This is a genomic window from Pseudomonas sp. LBUM1660 (assembly GCF_059695935.1).
This window is the reverse complement of the sequence record NZ_CP166795.1, coordinates 4,499,098-4,515,361: the sequence shown is the minus strand read 5'-3', so window position 1 is coordinate 4,515,361 and position 16,264 is coordinate 4,499,098. Positions and strand designations below refer to the sequence as shown.

General features: G+C 59.3%; 14 protein-coding genes. 8 read left to right on the top strand and 6 right to left on the bottom strand.

Translation table 11 applies throughout. The annotated features are described in order from the left end of the window. Positions 1-1,395, bottom strand: a complete 1,395-nt coding sequence (locus ACA068_RS20930; RefSeq protein WP_102595638.1) for a class II fumarate hydratase — start codon at positions 1,393-1,395, stop codon at positions 1-3. A 193-nt stretch (positions 1,396-1,588) separates the two neighbouring features. Between ACA068_RS20930 and ACA068_RS20925 the strand changes: the two genes are divergently transcribed. The 7 genes from ACA068_RS20925 to ACA068_RS20895 all read left to right on the top strand — a co-directional run bounded on the left by ACA068_RS20925 (position 1,589) and on the right by ACA068_RS20895 (position 9,546). Then, the gene (locus ACA068_RS20925; RefSeq protein ID WP_403107373.1) at positions 1,589-2,119 is read left to right on the top strand and encodes a DUF2059 domain-containing protein; all 531 of its coding nucleotides are present in this window, start codon (positions 1,589-1,591) and stop codon (positions 2,117-2,119) included. A 12-nt stretch (positions 2,120-2,131) separates the two neighbouring features. Beyond that, positions 2,132-2,431, top strand: coding sequence for a BolA family protein (locus ACA068_RS20920; RefSeq protein WP_497304463.1), 300 nt, complete (start codon positions 2,132-2,134; stop codon positions 2,429-2,431). Positions 2,432-2,717: 286 nt separating this feature from the next. Continuing rightward, on the top strand, positions 2,718-3,659 hold the full coding sequence (gene trhO, locus ACA068_RS20915; protein WP_109633750.1) for an oxygen-dependent tRNA uridine(34) hydroxylase TrhO: 942 nt from the start codon (positions 2,718-2,720) through the stop codon (positions 3,657-3,659). A 39-nt stretch (positions 3,660-3,698) separates the two neighbouring features. After that, on the top strand, positions 3,699-4,301 hold the full coding sequence (locus ACA068_RS20910) for a DsbA family protein (protein ID WP_497310641.1): 603 nt from the start codon (positions 3,699-3,701) through the stop codon (positions 4,299-4,301). Then, positions 4,294-6,111: an ABC transporter ATP-binding protein gene (locus ACA068_RS20905; RefSeq protein ID WP_497304461.1), complete on the top strand. Its 1,818-nt coding sequence runs from the start codon at positions 4,294-4,296 to the stop codon at positions 6,109-6,111. Before ACA068_RS20910 ends, ACA068_RS20905 begins: the two co-directional genes overlap by 8 nt. A 135-nt stretch (positions 6,112-6,246) precedes the next feature. Then, positions 6,247-8,706, top strand: coding sequence for an EAL domain-containing protein (locus ACA068_RS20900; RefSeq protein ID WP_497304459.1), 2,460 nt, complete (start codon positions 6,247-6,249; stop codon positions 8,704-8,706). 78 nt (positions 8,707-8,784) lie between these two features. Then, a complete protein-coding gene (locus tag ACA068_RS20895; RefSeq protein ID WP_497304457.1) occupies positions 8,785-9,546 on the top strand; it encodes an iron-containing redox enzyme family protein in 762 nt (253 codons plus the stop codon). Positions 9,547-9,684: 138 nt separating this feature from the next. Here ACA068_RS20895 and ACA068_RS20890 read toward each other — a convergent pair whose 3' ends face one another. The 5 genes from ACA068_RS20890 to ACA068_RS20870 all read right to left on the bottom strand — a co-directional run bounded on the left by ACA068_RS20890 (position 9,685) and on the right by ACA068_RS20870 (position 14,684). Next, positions 9,685-10,611 (bottom strand): GGDEF domain-containing protein, encoded by a 927-nt coding sequence (locus ACA068_RS20890; protein WP_497304455.1) that lies wholly within the window; start codon positions 10,609-10,611, stop codon positions 9,685-9,687. A 375-nt stretch (positions 10,612-10,986) separates the two neighbouring features. After that, positions 10,987-11,727, bottom strand: coding sequence for a YciK family oxidoreductase (locus ACA068_RS20885; protein WP_497304453.1), 741 nt, complete (start codon positions 11,725-11,727; stop codon positions 10,987-10,989). A gap of 188 nt (positions 11,728-11,915) precedes the next feature. Next, positions 11,916-12,587: an N-acetylmuramic acid 6-phosphate phosphatase MupP gene (gene mupP, locus ACA068_RS20880; protein ID WP_219095357.1), complete on the bottom strand. Its 672-nt coding sequence runs from the start codon at positions 12,585-12,587 to the stop codon at positions 11,916-11,918. Positions 12,588-12,591: 4 nt separating this feature from the next. After that, positions 12,592-13,290, bottom strand: a complete 699-nt coding sequence (gene ubiG, locus ACA068_RS20875) for a bifunctional 2-polyprenyl-6-hydroxyphenol methylase/3-demethylubiquinol 3-O-methyltransferase UbiG (protein ID WP_109633737.1) — start codon at positions 13,288-13,290, stop codon at positions 12,592-12,594. A gap of 62 nt (positions 13,291-13,352) precedes the next feature. Continuing rightward, positions 13,353-14,684 carry a TRZ/ATZ family hydrolase gene (locus tag ACA068_RS20870; RefSeq protein WP_497304451.1) on the bottom strand — a complete coding sequence of 444 codons (1,332 nt, stop codon included), beginning with the start codon at positions 14,682-14,684 and terminating at the stop codon, positions 13,353-13,355. A 108-nt stretch (positions 14,685-14,792) separates the two neighbouring features. On the opposite strand from ACA068_RS20870, the gene mtnA reads away from it, so the two are divergent. Then, complete coding sequence (gene mtnA / locus ACA068_RS20865) at positions 14,793-15,869, top strand: S-methyl-5-thioribose-1-phosphate isomerase (protein ID WP_497304449.1); 1,077 nt, start codon at positions 14,793-14,795, stop codon at positions 15,867-15,869. The last annotated feature ends 395 nt before the right edge of the window (positions 15,870-16,264 follow it).

Below are 16,264 nucleotides of genomic sequence, written 5' to 3'. Positions count from 1 at the left end.
TCAGCCCTTGGCACCGGCTTCCAACATATTCTCCGGCCTTACCCACGCATCAAACTCTTCATCCGTCAGATACCCCAGCTGCAACGCCGCCTCTCGCAAGGTCAGCCCCTCGCTGTAAGCCTTCTTGGCAATCTCCGCCGATTTGTCGTAGCCGATGTGCGGGTTCAGGGCGGTCACCAGCATCAACCCACGCTCCAGGTGCTCAGCCATTTTCGCCGCGTCCGGTTCAAGCCCGGCGATGCAATGCTGCTGGAAGTTGCTGCAGCCATCGCCGAGCAGGCGGATCGATTGCAGCAGGTTGTGGATGATCACCGGTTTGAACACGTTCAGTTGCAAGTGCCCCTGACTCGCCGCAAAACCAATGGCGACGTCGTTGCCCAGGACCTGGCACGCCAGCATCGACAGCGCTTCACACTGGGTTGGATTGACCTTGCCCGGCATGATCGAGCTGCCCGGTTCGTTGGCCGGCAGTTTCACTTCGGCAAAACCGGCGCGCGGCCCGGAACCCAGCAGACGCAGGTCGTTGGCGATTTTCATCAGGGTCACGGCGAGGGTTTTCAACGCGCCCGACAGGGTGGTCAGCGGCTCATGGCCGGCCAGCGCGGCGAACTTGTTCGGTGCGGTGACGAACGGCAGGCCGGAGAGGGCGGCCAACTCTGCGGCGATCGCTTCACCAAAACCGTGGGGCGAGTTCAGCCCGGTGCCGACCGCGGTGCCGCCCTGCGCCAGTTCACAGACCGCCGGCAGTGCGCTGCGGATGGCCCGTTCGGCGTAATCCAGTTGCGCGATGAACGCCGAGAGTTCCTGGCCGAAGGTGATCGGCGTGGCGTCCATCATGTGGGTGCGGCCGGTCTTGACCAATTTCATGTGCCGCGCCGCCAACTCGGCCAAGCCGCCGGAGAGTTCACTGATCGCCGGCAGCAAATGCTGCTGCACCGCCTGGGCGGCGGCAATGTGCATGGCGGTCGGGAAGCAGTCATTGGAGCTTTGGGAGCGGTTGACGTGATCGTTGGGGTGAACCGGGGTTTTGCCTCCACGGGGGTTGCCGGCCAGTTCGTTGGCGCGGCCGGCGATCACTTCGTTGACGTTCATGTTGCTCTGGGTGCCGCTGCCGGTCTGCCAGACCACCAGCGGGAACTGGTCGTCGTGGCTGCCGTCGAGCACTTCGTCGGCGGCCTGTTCGATCAGGCGGGCGATGTCGGCGGGCAGGTCGCCGTTGCGGTCATTGACCCGCGCCGCGGCTTTCTTGATCAGGGCCAGTGCGTGCAGCACGGCCAGGGGCATGCGTTCGTTGCCAATGGCGAAGTTAATCAGCGAGCGTTGCGTCTGAGCGCCCCAATAGGCCTCATCCGGGACTTCCACCTGGCCAAGGCTGTCGGTTTCGATACGGCTCATCATGCACACTCCTGTAGGTCTGATAGCGCAGTTTAGGCCGTGATCGCCGGCCGTGGTTCCATCAGTCTGGATTTTGACCGTTCAACCCCTCTAATTCAGGCCTGACAAGGCTTGGGGTTGAGTGACACACTTTTTTAGGTGCAGAATGGTCGCCCTTGGGGTAATGACCTCGCCTGCTAGAAAAGGAAACTCGATGACTCGTCTTCGTGCCATCTGTACCGCGGTTGCACTGGTTTGCGCCAGCGGCCCTGTTTTTGCCGATACCGCCAGCCACAACGCCAGTGCCGAAGCTTTCCTGACCCTGGCGCACGCTGACAAATTGGGCACTCCGGTGTACATGCAAGTGCAGCAAATGTTTGCTCAGCGCTTTGAACAGACCAAAGCCCCTGAATCGAAAAAAGCCTTGCTGGAAACCTACCAGGCCAAAGCCAACGCCGCGCTGGACCAAGCCATTGGCTGGAACAAGCTCAAGCCGGACATGGTCAAGCTCTACACCACCAACTTCAGCGAATCCGAGCTGAAAGACTTGGTTGCGTTCTACAAGTCGCCACTGGGCAAGAAAGTCCTGGAAAAAATGCCGCAGCTGACTCAGCAATCGGCCCAGATGACTCAAGCCAAGCTGGAAAGCGCGGTGCCTGTGGTCAACAAACTGCTGGCTGACATGACTAACGAGCTGGATCCTAAAGCCGGCGCTGCTGCTCCTGCTGCCAAGAAAAAGCCTTAAGCGGAGCCCGGTATGACCATGCAACAACGCATCGAATCGACGCTGGGCTTGTTACAGCCCGAGCATCTGCAAGTGCTGGATGAAAGCCACATGCACAGCCGTGGGTTGCAGACCCACTTCAAGGCGGTGGTGGTCAGCCAGCAGTTTGAAGGGCTCAACCGCGTCAAGCGTCACCAGAAAGTCTACGGCACGCTCGGCGAGCTGATGGGCGAGTTCCATGCGTTGGCGCTGCATACCTACACGCCTGAAGAATGGGCACAGATCGGCACGGCCCCGGCCTCGCCGACCTGTGCTGGCGGCAGCAAACATTGATGTGACGGGCTGAAGGACTGATGGGCTGTTGTGGCGAGGGAGCTTGCTCCCGCTGGACTGCGAAGCAGTCCCAAAACCTGCAACAGCGCTCTGTTTGAAAGAGTGCAGTCGCCTGCATTACGACTGCTTCGCAGCCGAGCGGGAGCAAGCTCCCTCGCCACCAAGGCATCTCGCAGTCCTAAACCCACACCATTTTTGCTAGAATCCGCAACGCGCCGCTTACCCTGCGCGTTTTTTTTCGCATCCGGTTCACCCTTTGCGAGGGTAGCCACCTGGAGAAACACCCATGACACAACAGATTGTCGTGGCGGCACTGTATAAGTTCGTCACTCTGGAAGATTACGTTGCCCTGCGCGAGCCACTGCTGCAAGCCATGGTCGACAACGGCATCAAAGGCACGCTGCTGATCGCCGAAGAAGGCATCAACGGCACCGTGTCCGGCAGCCGCGAAGGCATTGACGGGCTGATGGCCTGGCTCAAGAACGACCCGCGCATGGACGACATCGACCACAAAGAGTCGTACTGCGACGACCAGCCGTTCTACCGCACCAAGGTCAAGCTCAAGAAAGAAATCGTCACCCTCGGCGTCGAAGGCGTGGACCCGAACAAAAAGGTCGGCACCTACGTCGATCCACAGAACTGGAATGCGCTGATCAGCGACCCTGAAGTGCTGTTGATCGACACCCGCAACGATTACGAAGTCTCGATCGGCACCTTCGAAGGCGCCATCGACCCGAAAACCACCAGTTTTCGCGAATTCCCCGACTACATCAAAGCCCATTTCGACCCGGCCGTGCACAAGAAAGTCGCGATGTTCTGCACCGGCGGCATTCGTTGCGAGAAGGCCTCGAGCTACATGCTCAGCCAGGGTTTCGACGAGGTCTATCACCTCAAGGGCGGCATTCTGAAGTACCTCGAAGAGGTGCCGCAGGAAGAAACCAAATGGCAGGGCGACTGCTTTGTGTTCGACAACCGCGTGACCGTGCGCCATGACCTCAGCGAAGGCGACTACGATCAGTGTCATGCCTGTCGTACCCCGGTGAGCGTGGAAGACCGTGCGTCCGAGCATTACGTGGCCGGCATCAGTTGCCCGCATTGCTGGGATACGCTGAGCGAGAAAACCCGTCGCAGCGCCATTGATCGGCAGAAGCAGATCGAGCTGGCCAAGGCACGCAACCTGCCTCACCCGATCGGCTACAACTACAAGCAAACTCCGTCAGAGGCTTGAACCATGTCTGCCCAACGCCTGCTCTATGTGATGGACCCGATGTGTTCCTGGTGCTGGGGCTTTGCGCCCGTCGCCAAGGCGCTGGTCGAGCAGGCGCAGGCCGCAGGGGTGGACGTGCATCTGGTCGTAGGCGGCTTGCGTACCGGTAGTGGCGCGGCGCTGGAGCCGACCACCCGGCGCTACATTCTTGAGCACTGGCAAGCCGTCACCGAGGCCACCGGTCAACCGTTCAAGACTGAAGGCGCGTTGCCTGACGGTTTTGTCTACGACACCGAGCCTGCCTGTCGGGCGTTGGTGACTGCACGATACCTGGCGCCGGATTGCGCGTGGAAACTGCTCGGGCTGATTCAACACGCGTTCTACGCCGAAGGCCGAGACGTCACCCACGCCAGTGTCCTGGTCGAGTTGGCCGAGCAGGCCGGCCTGCCGCGCATCGAGTTTGCTGCCGCGTTCGACCGTGCCGATCAGCACGCCGCGACCGCTGCCGATTTCACTTGGGTCCAGGACCTCGGCATCGCCGGATTCCCAACGCTATTGGCCGAACGTAATGGTCAACTGGCGTTGTTGACCAATGGCTATCAACCCTTGAGTGAGTTGTCGCCATTGCTCGGCCGTTGGCTGGAGCGCGCTGCCTGTGCATGACCTGCCCGATGACACGCCAGCTCCCAAGCGTGTCGATCGGCTGAGTTGGGCTGAAATCCGTCGCTTGGCCCTTCACCATAAAAAATCCCTGTGGATCGCCAATGGCGTGGCGGTGTTGGCCACCCTGTGCAGCGTGCCGATTCCTCTGCTGCTGCCATTGCTGGTGGACGAAGTCCTGCTGGGGCAGGGCGATTCCGCGCTGAAAATCATGAACCACGCGTTGCCGGAAGGCTGGCAGAAAGCAGCGGGCTACATCGGCCTGATGCTGCTGGTGACCTTGTTGCTGCGCTGCGGTGCCTTGCTGTTCAACGTGGTGCAGGCGAAGTTGTTCGCGGCGCTGGCCAAAGACATCGTGTATCGCATCCGCATACGGCTGATCGAACGGCTCAAGCGTATTTCCCTGGGCGAATACGAAAGCCTGGGCAGCGGCACGGTGACCACGCACCTGGTCACGGACCTGGACACGCTGGATAAATTCGTCGGCGAGACACTCAGTCGATTCCTCGTGGCGATGCTGACGCTGGTTGGCACCGCGAGCATTCTGATCTGGATGCACTGGAAGCTGGCGCTGCTGATCATGCTGTTCAATCCGCTGGTGATCTACGCCACGGTGCAACTGGGCAAGCGGGTCAAGCACCTGAAGAAGCTCGAGAACGACAGCACTTCGCGTTTCACCCAGGCCCTGACCGAAACCCTCGACTCGATTCAGGAAGTGCGTGCCGGCAACCGTCAGGGGTTTTTCCTCGGACGTCTGGGACAGCGGGCCCGGGAAGTGCGCGATTACGCGGTGAACTCGCAGTGGAAGACCGATGCGTCGAACCGCGCCAGTGGCTTGCTGTTCCAGTTCGGCATCGATATTTTCCGCGCCGCGGCGATGCTCACCGTGTTGTTCTCCGACCTGTCCATCGGCCAGATGCTGGCGGTGTTCAGCTACCTGTGGTTCATGATCGGTCCGGTGGAGCAGCTGCTCAATTTGCAATACGCCTATTACGCCGCCGGCGGTGCGCTGTCGCGGATCAACGAGCTATTGGCCCGCGCCGATGAGCCGCAATACCCCGGCGGTGTCGATCCGTTTCAGGGTCGGGACACCGTGGGCATCGAAGTTCAAGGCTTGAGTTTCGGATACGGCGACGAGTTGGTGTTGAACCAGATGGACCTGTCCATCGCCCCCGGTGAAAAAGTGGCGATCGTCGGTGCCAGCGGTGGCGGCAAGAGCACTTTGGTGCAGTTGCTGCTGGGGTTGTACACGCCCCTTGCCGGGACCATCCGTTTCGGTGGCTCGACCCAGCAGGAGATCGGCCTGGAAACCGTGCGCGAAAACGTCGCTGTGGTCCTGCAACACCCCGCGCTGTTCAACGATACCGTGCGCGCTAACCTTACGATGGGCCGCATACGCAGCGACGAGGCCTGCTGGCAGGCGCTGGAAATTGCCCAGCTGAACCAGACTGTTCGAGAATTGCCTGATGGACTGGACAGCATTCTCGGACGTTCCGGCGTGCGCTTGTCCGGTGGCCAGCGGCAACGGCTGGCGATTGCGCGGATGGTGCTGGCTGAACCCAAGGTGGTGATTCTCGACGAGGCCACCTCGGCGCTGGACGCTGCCACCGAATACAACCTGCACCAGGCGCTGGCGCGGTTCTTGAGCCACCGTACCACGCTGATCATTGCGCATCGGTTGTCGGCGGTGAAACAGGCCGATCGGGTGCTGGTGTTCGACGGCGGGCAAATTGCCGAGGATGGTGACCATCAGCAGCTGATTGCCGAAGGTGGGTTGTACGCCAAGCTTTATGGCCATTTACAGCAGCATTAGTGACAGTTCGCGCCAGGTTGACGGCAAGTGCACGCAAAATACGGGCGCTGGCTTGCCGGGATCGAATACGCACCCTAGTCTAGCTGTAGCGATCACTTCGGATGATGATCAGGCAGTGCTAATGCAAGGGACCTCATGAAGCAAAAGCGGACTCTCGGAACCCCCAGGTTATTGGGCATCGTCTGGCCATTTATTGCCGTAGTGCTATTTCAAGCGCTGTTGGGCGGGGTCAGCCTCTATGTGCTTTCGGCAGTTCGCGGCTATGTGGCCGGGGAGAGCCTGTGGTCCAAGGGCCAGAAGGACGCCATCTATTACCTTAATCTCTACGCGGACAGTCGCGACGGAGTCATTTTCCTCAAGTATCAGAACGCCATTGCCGTACCCCAGGGTGGCCACGAGTTGCGTGTGGCGCTGGATCACCAACCACCGAACATTGAGGCCGCGCGAGTGGCGATCCTCAAGGGTGGCAACCACCCCGACGACGTCTCCAGCCTGATCTGGCTGTACCTCAATTTCCGGCATTTCAGTTACCTGGAAAAAGCCATCGACCGCTGGACGGTGGGTGATGCGTACCTGGTGCAACTCGATAACGTCGCGCAGGAGATGCATCAACGCATTGCCGAGAATCAGGCGTCGGACGCCGATATCAAGCGCTGGAAGGAGCAGATTTTTGCAATCAACGATGGTGTGACGCCTGCCGCCAAAGCATTTAGCGATGCTTTGGGCGAGGGCTCGCGCTTGATTCTGCGGCTGCTGCTGGTGACTAACCTCGCCACAGCGCTGGGCTTGATTGCATTGGCCCTGATGCGTACCCACAAACTGCTCAAGCAGCGCCATGCCTTTGCCGAGGCCTTGCAGTTGGAGAAAGACCGGGCGCAGATCACCTTGCAATCCATTGGCGACGGGGTGATCACCACGGATGTCGACGGTGCGATCGCCTACATGAACCCGGCGGCCGAAGCGTTGACTCACTGGAAAGGCGAGCAGGCCATCGGCTTGCCGCTGGCGGCCTTGTTCAATCTGCTGGATGACAACGCTCAGGCTGACGGTTTTACCTTGATCGAGCATATTTTAAGCGGTCAGCTCAGTGGCGGCAGCGAGCATTCCAAACTGATCCAGCGCCTCGATGGCAGCACCGTCTCGGTCACCCTGGTCGGGGCGCCGATCCGCAATGCCGACAAGGTCAGTGGCGCCGTGCTGGTGTTGCATGACATGACTCAGGAGCGCCAGTACATTGCCAATCTGTCCTGGCAGGCGACCCACGACGCCCTGACCGGGCTGGCCAATCGTCGCGAGTTCGAGTATCGCCTGGAACAGGCGCTGCACAACCTGACCCGATACTCCGGGCGCCACGCCTTGATGTTCCTCGATCTGGACCAGTTCAAACTGGTTAACGATACCTGCGGCCATGCAGCGGGTGACGAACTGCTACGGCATATCTGCGCGCTGTTGCAATCAGGTTTGCGCGAAGGTGACACCCTGGCCCGGCTGGGCGGCGACGAGTTCGGGATTTTGCTGGAAAACTGTCCGCCGGAAGCGGCCGAGAAAATTGCCGAGAGCCTACGCCATACCGTGCAGAACCTGCACTTTGTGTGGAAAGGCCGGCCATTCGTCACAACGGTGAGCATCGGGATGGTTCATATCGCGCAAACCCCGACCACCCTCGAAGCTTCTCTGCGTGCTGCTGATATGGCCTGTTACATGGCCAAGGAAAAAGGGCGTAACCGTGTTCAGGTGTATAACGCCGATGATTCGGAACTGTCCCTGCGTTTCGGTGAGATGGCGTGGGTACAGCGCCTGCACATGGCCCTGGAAGAGGATCGCTTTTGCCTCTACTCCCAGGAAATCGCGCCCCTTGGACATACCGAACACGGCGGCGGGCATATAGAAATCCTGTTGCGTCTACATGATGAAGCCGGGCGCATGATATTGCCGGACAGTTTTATTCCGGCTGCCGAACGTTATGGCCTGATGACCGCACTGGATCGCTGGGTGGTGCAGAACGTCTTCAAGATCATTGCCCAATGTATTGCCGAAGAGCGCAAAGGTCCTTTGGCCATGTGTGCGATTAATCTGTCAGGCACTACTATCGGAGATGACGCGTTTCTGGACTTCCTGAGGGAACAGTTTGTTGTATGGTCCATTCCACCTGAAATGATTTGTTTTGAAATTACAGAAACCAGTGCAATTTCAAATCTGGGAAGTGCAATTAGATTTATCAATGAACTCAAAGGTTTAGGTTGCCACTTTTCGTTGGATGACTTCTGCGCCGGGATGTCCTCATTCGCCTACTTGAAACATTTACCTGTAGACTTCTTGAAGATCGATGGAAGTTTCGTAAAGGATATGCTGGACGACCCGATTAATCGCGCCATGGTAGAAGTGATCAACCACATCGGCCATGTCATGGGTAAACGCACGATTGCCGAGTTTGTAGAAACACCCCAGATCGAGCAGGCATTGCTGGAGATCGGGGTCGACTTCGCTCAAGGGTATGTCATTGAACGCCCGCATCTGTTTACCTGCGATAGTTTGCAAAGTCGTCCTGCCAGGCCTCAACCTTTGTTGTTCAAGGCGCCCGGCACGTTCCGTTGAAATCTCTTGCTGATCCTAACAATCACAATCAAAAGGAGCCCGACAGTGATCGACACATTCAACCGAACCGGACCACTCATGGAAGCTGCAAGTTATCCCGTATGGGCGCAACAGCTCATCAAGGACTGCAGCGAGAGTAAGCGCCGGGTTGTCGAACACGAACTGTATCAGCGCATGCGAGACAATAAACTCAGCGCAAAAACAATGCGTCAGTACCTTATTGGTGGCTGGCCGGTCGTTGAACAGTTCGCGTTATACATGGCACAAAACCTGACCAAGACTCGTTTTGCCCGCCACCCAGGTGAAGACATGGCGCGTCGTTGGTTGATGCGTAACATTCGTGTCGAACTTAACCATGCCGATTATTGGGTTAACTGGAGCCAGGCCCATGGTGTCAGCCTGGAAGACTTGCAGGCGCAACATGTTGCCCCTGAACTTCATGCCCTGAGCCACTGGTGCTGGCACACCAGTTCGGCGGATTCGCTAATTGTCGCCATCGCCGCGACCAACTACGCCATCGAAGGTGCGACCGGAGAGTGGTCGGCACTGGTCTGTTCCAATGGTGTCTACGCGGCAGCGTTCCCGGAGGAAGATCGCAAGCGGGCCATGAAGTGGTTGAAGATGCACGCCCAGTACGACGATGCCCATCCTTGGGAAGCGCTGGAAATCATCTGCACACTGGCGGGCATGAACCCGAGCAAATCCTTGCAAGTGGAATTGCGCCAGGCTGTCTGCAAGAGCTACGACTACATGCACCTGTTCCTGGAGCGCTGCATGCAGCTGGAACACTCGGAAAAGGCTCCGGTCGGGCGTGAGCGCATGGCATTGGCCGAAAGCTGATCCATAGGTAATACAGGCAAAAAATGTGGGAGCGGGCTTGGTCGCGAAAGCGGATTGGCAGTCAACATCATCGTTGAATGTCAGTCTGTATTCGCGAGCAAGCCCGCTCCCACATTAGTTATATGGCTTCGCTGAAGTTTAACCCGCCATGGCCAACCGGTTACGCCCTTCGCGCTTGGCGACATACAGCGCGCTGTCGGCCCGACGCAACAAACTATCGGCAGACTCTCCGGGTAGCAGCGTCGAACAACCCAGGCTGACCGTCAGTTCGACCTGATTGCCATCCGCCTTGTAGTTCTGCGCCTGCACCGCAAACCGCAGTCGTTCGCCGACCATCGCGGCGGCTTCCCGGCTGGTGTTGGACAGTAAGATCAGGAACTCTTCGCCACCAAACCGGAACACCATGTCCACATTGCGCAGCTGATTCTTGATCGAGGCTGCGACAGCCTTGAGCACGTCATCGCCAGCGCGGTGGCCGTAATTGTCGTTAACGTTTTTGAAGTGATCGATGTCCAGCATCAGCAGCGACAACGGCATCAAGTGGCGTCGCGACATCTCGATTTCACGCTGTAAGGTCTGATCCATGGCGATGCGGTTGCCGGTATCGGTCAACGGATCGCGCAATGCGCTTTGCGTCGCCGCGCGGTAGAGCAGGGCGTTACGCATCGGGAACAGTAGAGCGGACAGCAACGATTCCAGATTGCCTTGTTCGTGTTCGCTGAATCGCTGATTGCGGCGGAACACCAGTTCACCCAGGTTCTCGCCTTCATGACTGAGGCTGTAGGACACTGAATGATGGCCGCGCTGACCGAACTCCAAGCGCAAGTCGCTGGCCGGGTGCTGATAATTCAGCGCATCCAGCGGCACGAGGCGCTGAATCTCGCGGAAGAAAAGTCCGAGAATGCGCTGTGGCTCAAGACTGGTTTGCAGCTGCTGGCCGAGTTGCTGGCGCAATTGTGCGAGGCTGAGTGGCCGCTCCAGTAGGCCAGGTTGCTGACCAAAGCCCAGGCGTTGCAATTTGGCGCTGTCGAAGTCAATTGCGTTGGTCTGGGATGGTGATTTCATATGGCGTGAGCCCCTAAGCAGTAAGGCTGTCTTACAGGCTGGGTGAGAGCGGCTTTGGGCTGCGCGTCATACTGGTCCATCAGTCCCGTAGGACATTTGGCGCAAGTTTAGTCCGCTTTGCCGAAGATTAGTAACCTATCGACTGAGGCGTTTGCCCGATTGCTTTCACACGGCGTGTCTGAGCAAATTTAGAGCGAAAGTCATGCCAATGAGTTCATTTTGATTAAAAGCTTTCAAAATCAACATTTTGAGAAGTTTTTCGAGAGTTGCTGCCGGATAGAGCGACGGTGATTTGACTGAAACGGCTGCGTTTACGAGACACTTTGAGCGCCGCGCCGGGAACCCGGCGCAGTACAAAAAAGCGACGTGCGGTTGTTATTGAGCGTTGAAAGCCTGGCCGTTGATGCCCGCACTGTCGGGGCCCATCAGGTACAGGTAGACCGGCATGATTTCCTCGGGCGTGGGGTTGTTCAGCGGATTTTCACCCGGGTAAGCCTGGGCGCGCATGCTGGTGCGGGTGGCGCCCGGGTTGATGCTGTTGGAGCGCACCGGCGCCACGGTCTCGACTTCGTCGGCCAGGGTTTGCATCAGGCCTTCGGTGGCAAACTTGGACACGCCATAAGCGCCCCAGTACGCACGACCCTTGCGACCGACGCTGCTGGAGGTGAACACCACCGAAGCGTCCTGGGACAGCTTGAGCAGGGGCAGCAAGGTGCTGGTGAGCATGAACATGGCGTTGACGTTGACGTGCATGACGCGCATGAAGTTTTCGCCGGACAGCTGCTCGATCGGCGTGCGCGGACCAATGATCGACGCGTTGTGCAGCAAGCCGTCGAGGTGGCCGAACTCGGTTTCGATCATCGCGGCCAACTCGTCGTATTGATGAGGCAGCGCAGTTTCCAGGTTGAACGGTATCACCGCGGGTTGTGGATGCCCGGCGGCTTCGATTTCGTCATAGACCTGCGTCAGGTTGGCTTCGGTCTTGCCCAGCAGCAGTACGGTTGCGCCATGGGCGGCGTAGGTTTTCGCCGCCGCAGCGCCAATGCCGCGACCTGCGCCGGTGACCAGGATGACCCGGCCCTTGAGCAATTCAGGACGGGCGGAATAATCAAACATAAAAAACCTCACAACAATTCAACACAAAGGCGGGCACCGAACCTGTGGCGAGGGAGCTTGCTCCCGCTCGACTGCGAAGCAGTCGTAAATCAACAGATACGGTGTGCCTGACAGAATGCGTTTGTAGATAGAGGAGGCGCTTCGCGCCCCAGCGGGAGCAAGCTCCCTCGCCACAAAATCTGCGGTACTCAGCAGCTGCAAAGAGCGCTATCGAGCACCTTGCGCAACTCCAGCGGATGATCGACCACCACATCCGCCCCCCAATGCCGCGGGTTGTCGTCCGGGTGAATGTAGCCGTAGGTCACGGCAGCCGTTTTGGTACCGGCATCGCGACCGGACTCGATATCGCGCAAATCATCGCCCACAAACAGCACGCTGGCCGGGTCCAGGTCGAGCATCTTGCACGCCAGGATCAACGGCTCCGGGTCCGGCTTGCTGTTCTTCACATGGTCCGGGCAGATCAGCAGCGCCGAGCGCTCGGCCAGCCCAAGTTGTTGCATGATCGGCTCGGCGAAGCGCACAGGCTTGTTAGTCACCACACCCCAGATCAGGTTGGCTTTCTCGATGTCGGCCAGCAGTTCGCCCATGCCGTCGAAGAGTTTGCTGTGAACCGCGCAATCCTTGAGGTAACGCTCGAGGAACTCCAGGCGCAGCTCTTCAAATCCCGGGGATTCCGGGTCCATGGAGAAGGTCACGGCGACCATCGCCTTGGCTCCGCCGGAAATCTCGTCGCGGATGTGCTTGTCGTTCACCGGCGGCAAGCCGCGATCGGCGCGCATCGCCTGGCAGATGGCGATGAAGTCCGGCGCGGTGTCGAGCAGCGTGCCGTCCATGTCGAAAAGGACTGCTCTGATACGCATCGGCTTACTCCTCGCGCAGGGTCTGGATCATGTAGTTGACGTCCACATCGGCCGCCAGTTTGTAGTGCTTGGTCAGCGGGTTGTACGTCAGCCCGATGATGTCCTTGACGGTCAGGCCGGCCATGCGGCTCCAGGCACCCAGTTCGGAAGGGCGGATGAACTTCTTGAAGTCGTGAGTGCCACGTGGCAGCAACTTCATGATGTATTCGGCGCCGACGATGGCGAACAGATACGCCTTCGGATTGCGGTTGATGGTGGAGAAGAACACCTGGCCGCCCGGTTTGACCATTTTGAAGCAGGCGCGGATTACCGAGGATGGATCCGGCACGTGCTCCAGCATTTCCAGGCAGGTGACCACGTCGAACTGCTCGGGCATTTCTTCGGCCAGCGCTTCGGCGGTGATCTGGCGGTATTCGACGCTCACGCCGGATTCCAGCTGATGCAACTGCGCGACCGCCAAGGGTGCTTCGCCCATGTCGATGCCCATGACGGTGGCGCCGCGCTGAGCCATGGCTTCGCTGAGGATGCCGCCACCGCAGCCCACATCGAGGACTTTCTTGCCGGCCAGATTGACCCGCTCGTCAATCCAGTTGACCCGTAGCGGGTTGATGTCGTGCAGCGGTTTGAACTCGCTTTCGCGGTCCCACCAGCGATGGGCCAGGGCTTCGAATTTGGCGATTTCGGCGTAGTCGACGTTGCTCATGGTTTAAATCCTCTAAAACTTGAAAAATCCTGTTGCCCCGGTGTTCAGTCCCGGGGGGCTTACTATTTGGTGTGGCCGCTGATGCGTTGACCCCAGGCCTTGGCGGTGGCGCAAAGCTGCTCCTCGTCCAGGCGGGTCAGGCAACGGTCGTCGAGCAATTGTTTGCCGGCGACCCATAGGTGTTTCACGCAATCCCGGCCGGTGGCATATATAAGCTGCGAAACCGGATCGTAGACCGGTTGCTGCGCCAGGCCCGACAGGTCGAACGCCACGATGTCCGCAGCTTTGCCGACTTCCAGCGAGCCGGTTTCAGCCTCGATCCCCAGCGCACGGGCGCCATTGAGCGTGGCCATGCGCAGCGCACGGTGGGCGTCCAGCGCAGTTGCCGAGCCAGCGACAGCCTTGGCCAACAGCGCGGCAGTGCGGGTTTCGCCGAGCAAATTGAGGTCATTGTTGCTGGCCGCGCCATCGGTACCGACGGCGACATTGACGCCGGCCTGCCACAGGCGCTCGACCGGGCAGAAGCCGCTGGCCAGCTTGAGGTTGGACTCCGGGCAATGAATCACATTGGTGTTGCTTTCTACCAGCAGCACCAGGTCTTCATCGCTGATCTGGGTCATGTGAACGGCCTGGAAGCGTGGGCCGAGCAAGCCCAGGCGGCCGAGTCGGGCCAAGGGGCGCTCGCCGCGCTGCTCGACCGATTGCTGCACTTCGAACGCGGTTTCATGGACGTGCATGTGAATCGAGGCGTCCAGTTCTTCGGCGATCACCCGGATTTTCTCCAGGTTTTCGTCGCCCACGGTGTAGGGCGCATGGGGGCCGAAGGTGACTTTGATCCGCTCATGGTGCTTGAGATCGCCGAACAATTCGACGCCCTGACGAATGGCCTCGTCCGCCGTGCTGGCGCCTGGAATCGGGAAATCGAGGATCGGAATCGCGATCTGTGCGCGAATGCCACTGTTATGGACGCGCTCGCTGGCAACCTTCGGGAAGAAATACATGTCAGAGAAGCAAGTGATGCCACCTTTGATCTGCTCGGCGATGGCCAGATCAGTGCCGTCGCGGACGAAGGCTTCATCGACCCACTTGGCCTCCGCGGGCCAGATGTGGTTTTCCAGCCAGGTCATCAGCGGCAGATCGTCGGCCAGGCCCCGGAACAGTGTCATCGCCGCATGCCCGTGGGCATTGATCAGGCCGGGGCTGAGCAACATGTCCGGCAACTCACGCACTTCGGTTGCGTTAAGCTTCAGCGCAGCCGACCGAGGGCCGATAAACACGATACGCCCATCGCGAATGCCCAGGCCGTGCTCTTTGAGGACAACACCAGCAGGTTCGACGGGTACCAGCCAGGTCGGCAGCAATAACAGGTCGAGCGCAGCGGCAGTGTTCGGCATCGAGGGTCGGTTCCAGTGCTTTTGTAAAGGATGGCGAAGTATACCCGAGCGTCTTCGCGGGGGGATCGCTATAATCGGCGGCTTTTGTTCATGAGTGCGGGGTGTGGGATGCGCGATCGACTGTTGGCTGCGGAGAAGGTGAAGGCCATCGATTGGCGTGATGGTGTCCTGTACCTGCTGGATCAGCGTGTTTTGCCGTTCGAGGAAACGTGGATCGCCTACACCAGCGCCGCTGGCGTGGCCGAGGCCATTCGTTCGATGGTAGTGCGTGGCGCGCCGGCCATCGGCATCAGTGCGGGTTATGCGATGGTGCTGGCGGCCCGCGCTCGAATAGCCGAGGGTGATGACTGGCAGGCCGCGTGGGAAGAAGATTACGCATTGCTGGCTGATTCCCGTCCAACGGCGGTGAATCTGTTCTGGGCCTTGAGTCGCATGCGTGACCGCCTGGATCGTCTCAAGGAGGATGCGGACCCTCTGGCGGCGCTGGAAGCTGAAGCCATCGCCATTCATGAAAGTGATCGCGAAGCCAACCTGACCATGGCGCAACTCGGTGTGGACCTGATCCGCAAGCACCAGGGCAACGCGCAGGCGATCCTGACCCACTGCAACACCGGGGCACTGGCCACCGGCGGGTTCGGCACCGCGTTGGGGGTGATTCGCGGGGCTTTTATCGAAGGCATGGTCGAGCGCGTCTACGCCGACGAAACCCGCCCATGGCTGCAGGGTTCGCGATTGACCGCATGGGAATTGGCCAATGAAGGCATTCCCGTGACCGTCAACGCCGACTCCGCCGCCGCGCACATCATGAAAACCAAGGGCGTGACCTGGGTGATCGTCGGCGCTGACCGGATCACCGCCAATGGCGATGTGGCGAACAAGATCGGCACTTATCAGTTGGCGGTCAACGCCATGCACCACGGCGTGCGCTTCATGGTGGTGGCACCGAGTTCGACCATCGACATGAACCTGGCCAGCGGTGACGAGATTCCTATTGAAGAACGCGATGGCCGCGAGTTGCTGGAAGTCGGCGGCAAGCGGGTCGGGGCGGAGGTTGATGCGTTCAATCCGGTGTTCGACGTGACCCCGGCGGACCTGATCGATGCGATCGTCACCGAAAAAGGCATCGTCGAGCGCCCGGACACGGCGAAAATGGCGCAGTTGATGTGCCGCAAGCGTCTTCATTGAGAGCGTCTGGCGCCTTGTAAATCGACATCGCCAGCAGGCTGGCTCCCACAGGTTTTATGATCGACACCGATCCTGTGGGAGCCAGCCTGCTGGCGATGAGGCCCTAAAAGTCAACAAACATCCGTAAATCAACTGCCAATTCTGCATTCGGAGCGGCTCTAAGCCTCTCTCGTCCGCTTTCAGCCTGCCACCAGTCAACTAACTACACTCCATGCGCGTCTGGGGGATAGGTGCGTGGCGGCTCTTGTGATAACATCCGGCGTTTTCCGAGGCAGTCCCACGGGGTTGTCTTTACTGCGCAAATCCATGGTTCAACTTGCTGATTTGTCGTAAGTCGGTGCATGGCACTCAGCCTGCAGCGGCGAGCTTCGTTCGTCCCATATGGATGTGACGAG

Coding starts and splice junctions, on each gene's coding strand:
- ACA068_RS20920 (WP_497304463.1), top strand. CDS start 2,132: ATGACCATGCAACAACGCATCGAATCGACGCTGGGCTTGTTACAGCCC.
- ubiG (WP_109633737.1), bottom strand. CDS start 13,290: ATGAGCAACGTCGACTACGCCGAAATCGCCAAATTCGAAGCCCTGGCC.
- ACA068_RS20900 (WP_497304459.1), top strand. CDS start 6,247: ATGAAGCAAAAGCGGACTCTCGGAACCCCCAGGTTATTGGGCATCGTC.
- ACA068_RS20895 (WP_497304457.1), top strand. CDS start 8,785: ATGGAAGCTGCAAGTTATCCCGTATGGGCGCAACAGCTCATCAAGGAC.
- ACA068_RS20930 (WP_102595638.1), bottom strand. CDS start 1,395: ATGAGCCGTATCGAAACCGACAGCCTTGGCCAGGTGGAAGTCCCGGAT.
- ACA068_RS20885 (WP_497304453.1), bottom strand. CDS start 11,727: ATGTTTGATTATTCCGCCCGTCCTGAATTGCTCAAGGGCCGGGTCATC.
- ACA068_RS20910 (WP_497310641.1), top strand. CDS start 3,699: ATGTGTTCCTGGTGCTGGGGCTTTGCGCCCGTCGCCAAGGCGCTGGTC.
- ACA068_RS20925 (WP_403107373.1), top strand. CDS start 1,589: ATGACTCGTCTTCGTGCCATCTGTACCGCGGTTGCACTGGTTTGCGCC.
- mupP (WP_219095357.1), bottom strand. CDS start 12,587: ATGCGTATCAGAGCAGTCCTTTTCGACATGGACGGCACGCTGCTCGAC.
- mtnA (WP_497304449.1), top strand. CDS start 14,793: ATGCGCGATCGACTGTTGGCTGCGGAGAAGGTGAAGGCCATCGATTGG.
- trhO (WP_109633750.1), top strand. CDS start 2,718: ATGACACAACAGATTGTCGTGGCGGCACTGTATAAGTTCGTCACTCTG.
- ACA068_RS20890 (WP_497304455.1), bottom strand. CDS start 10,611: ATGAAATCACCATCCCAGACCAACGCAATTGACTTCGACAGCGCCAAA.
- ACA068_RS20870 (WP_497304451.1), bottom strand. CDS start 14,684: ATGCCGAACACTGCCGCTGCGCTCGACCTGTTATTGCTGCCGACCTGG.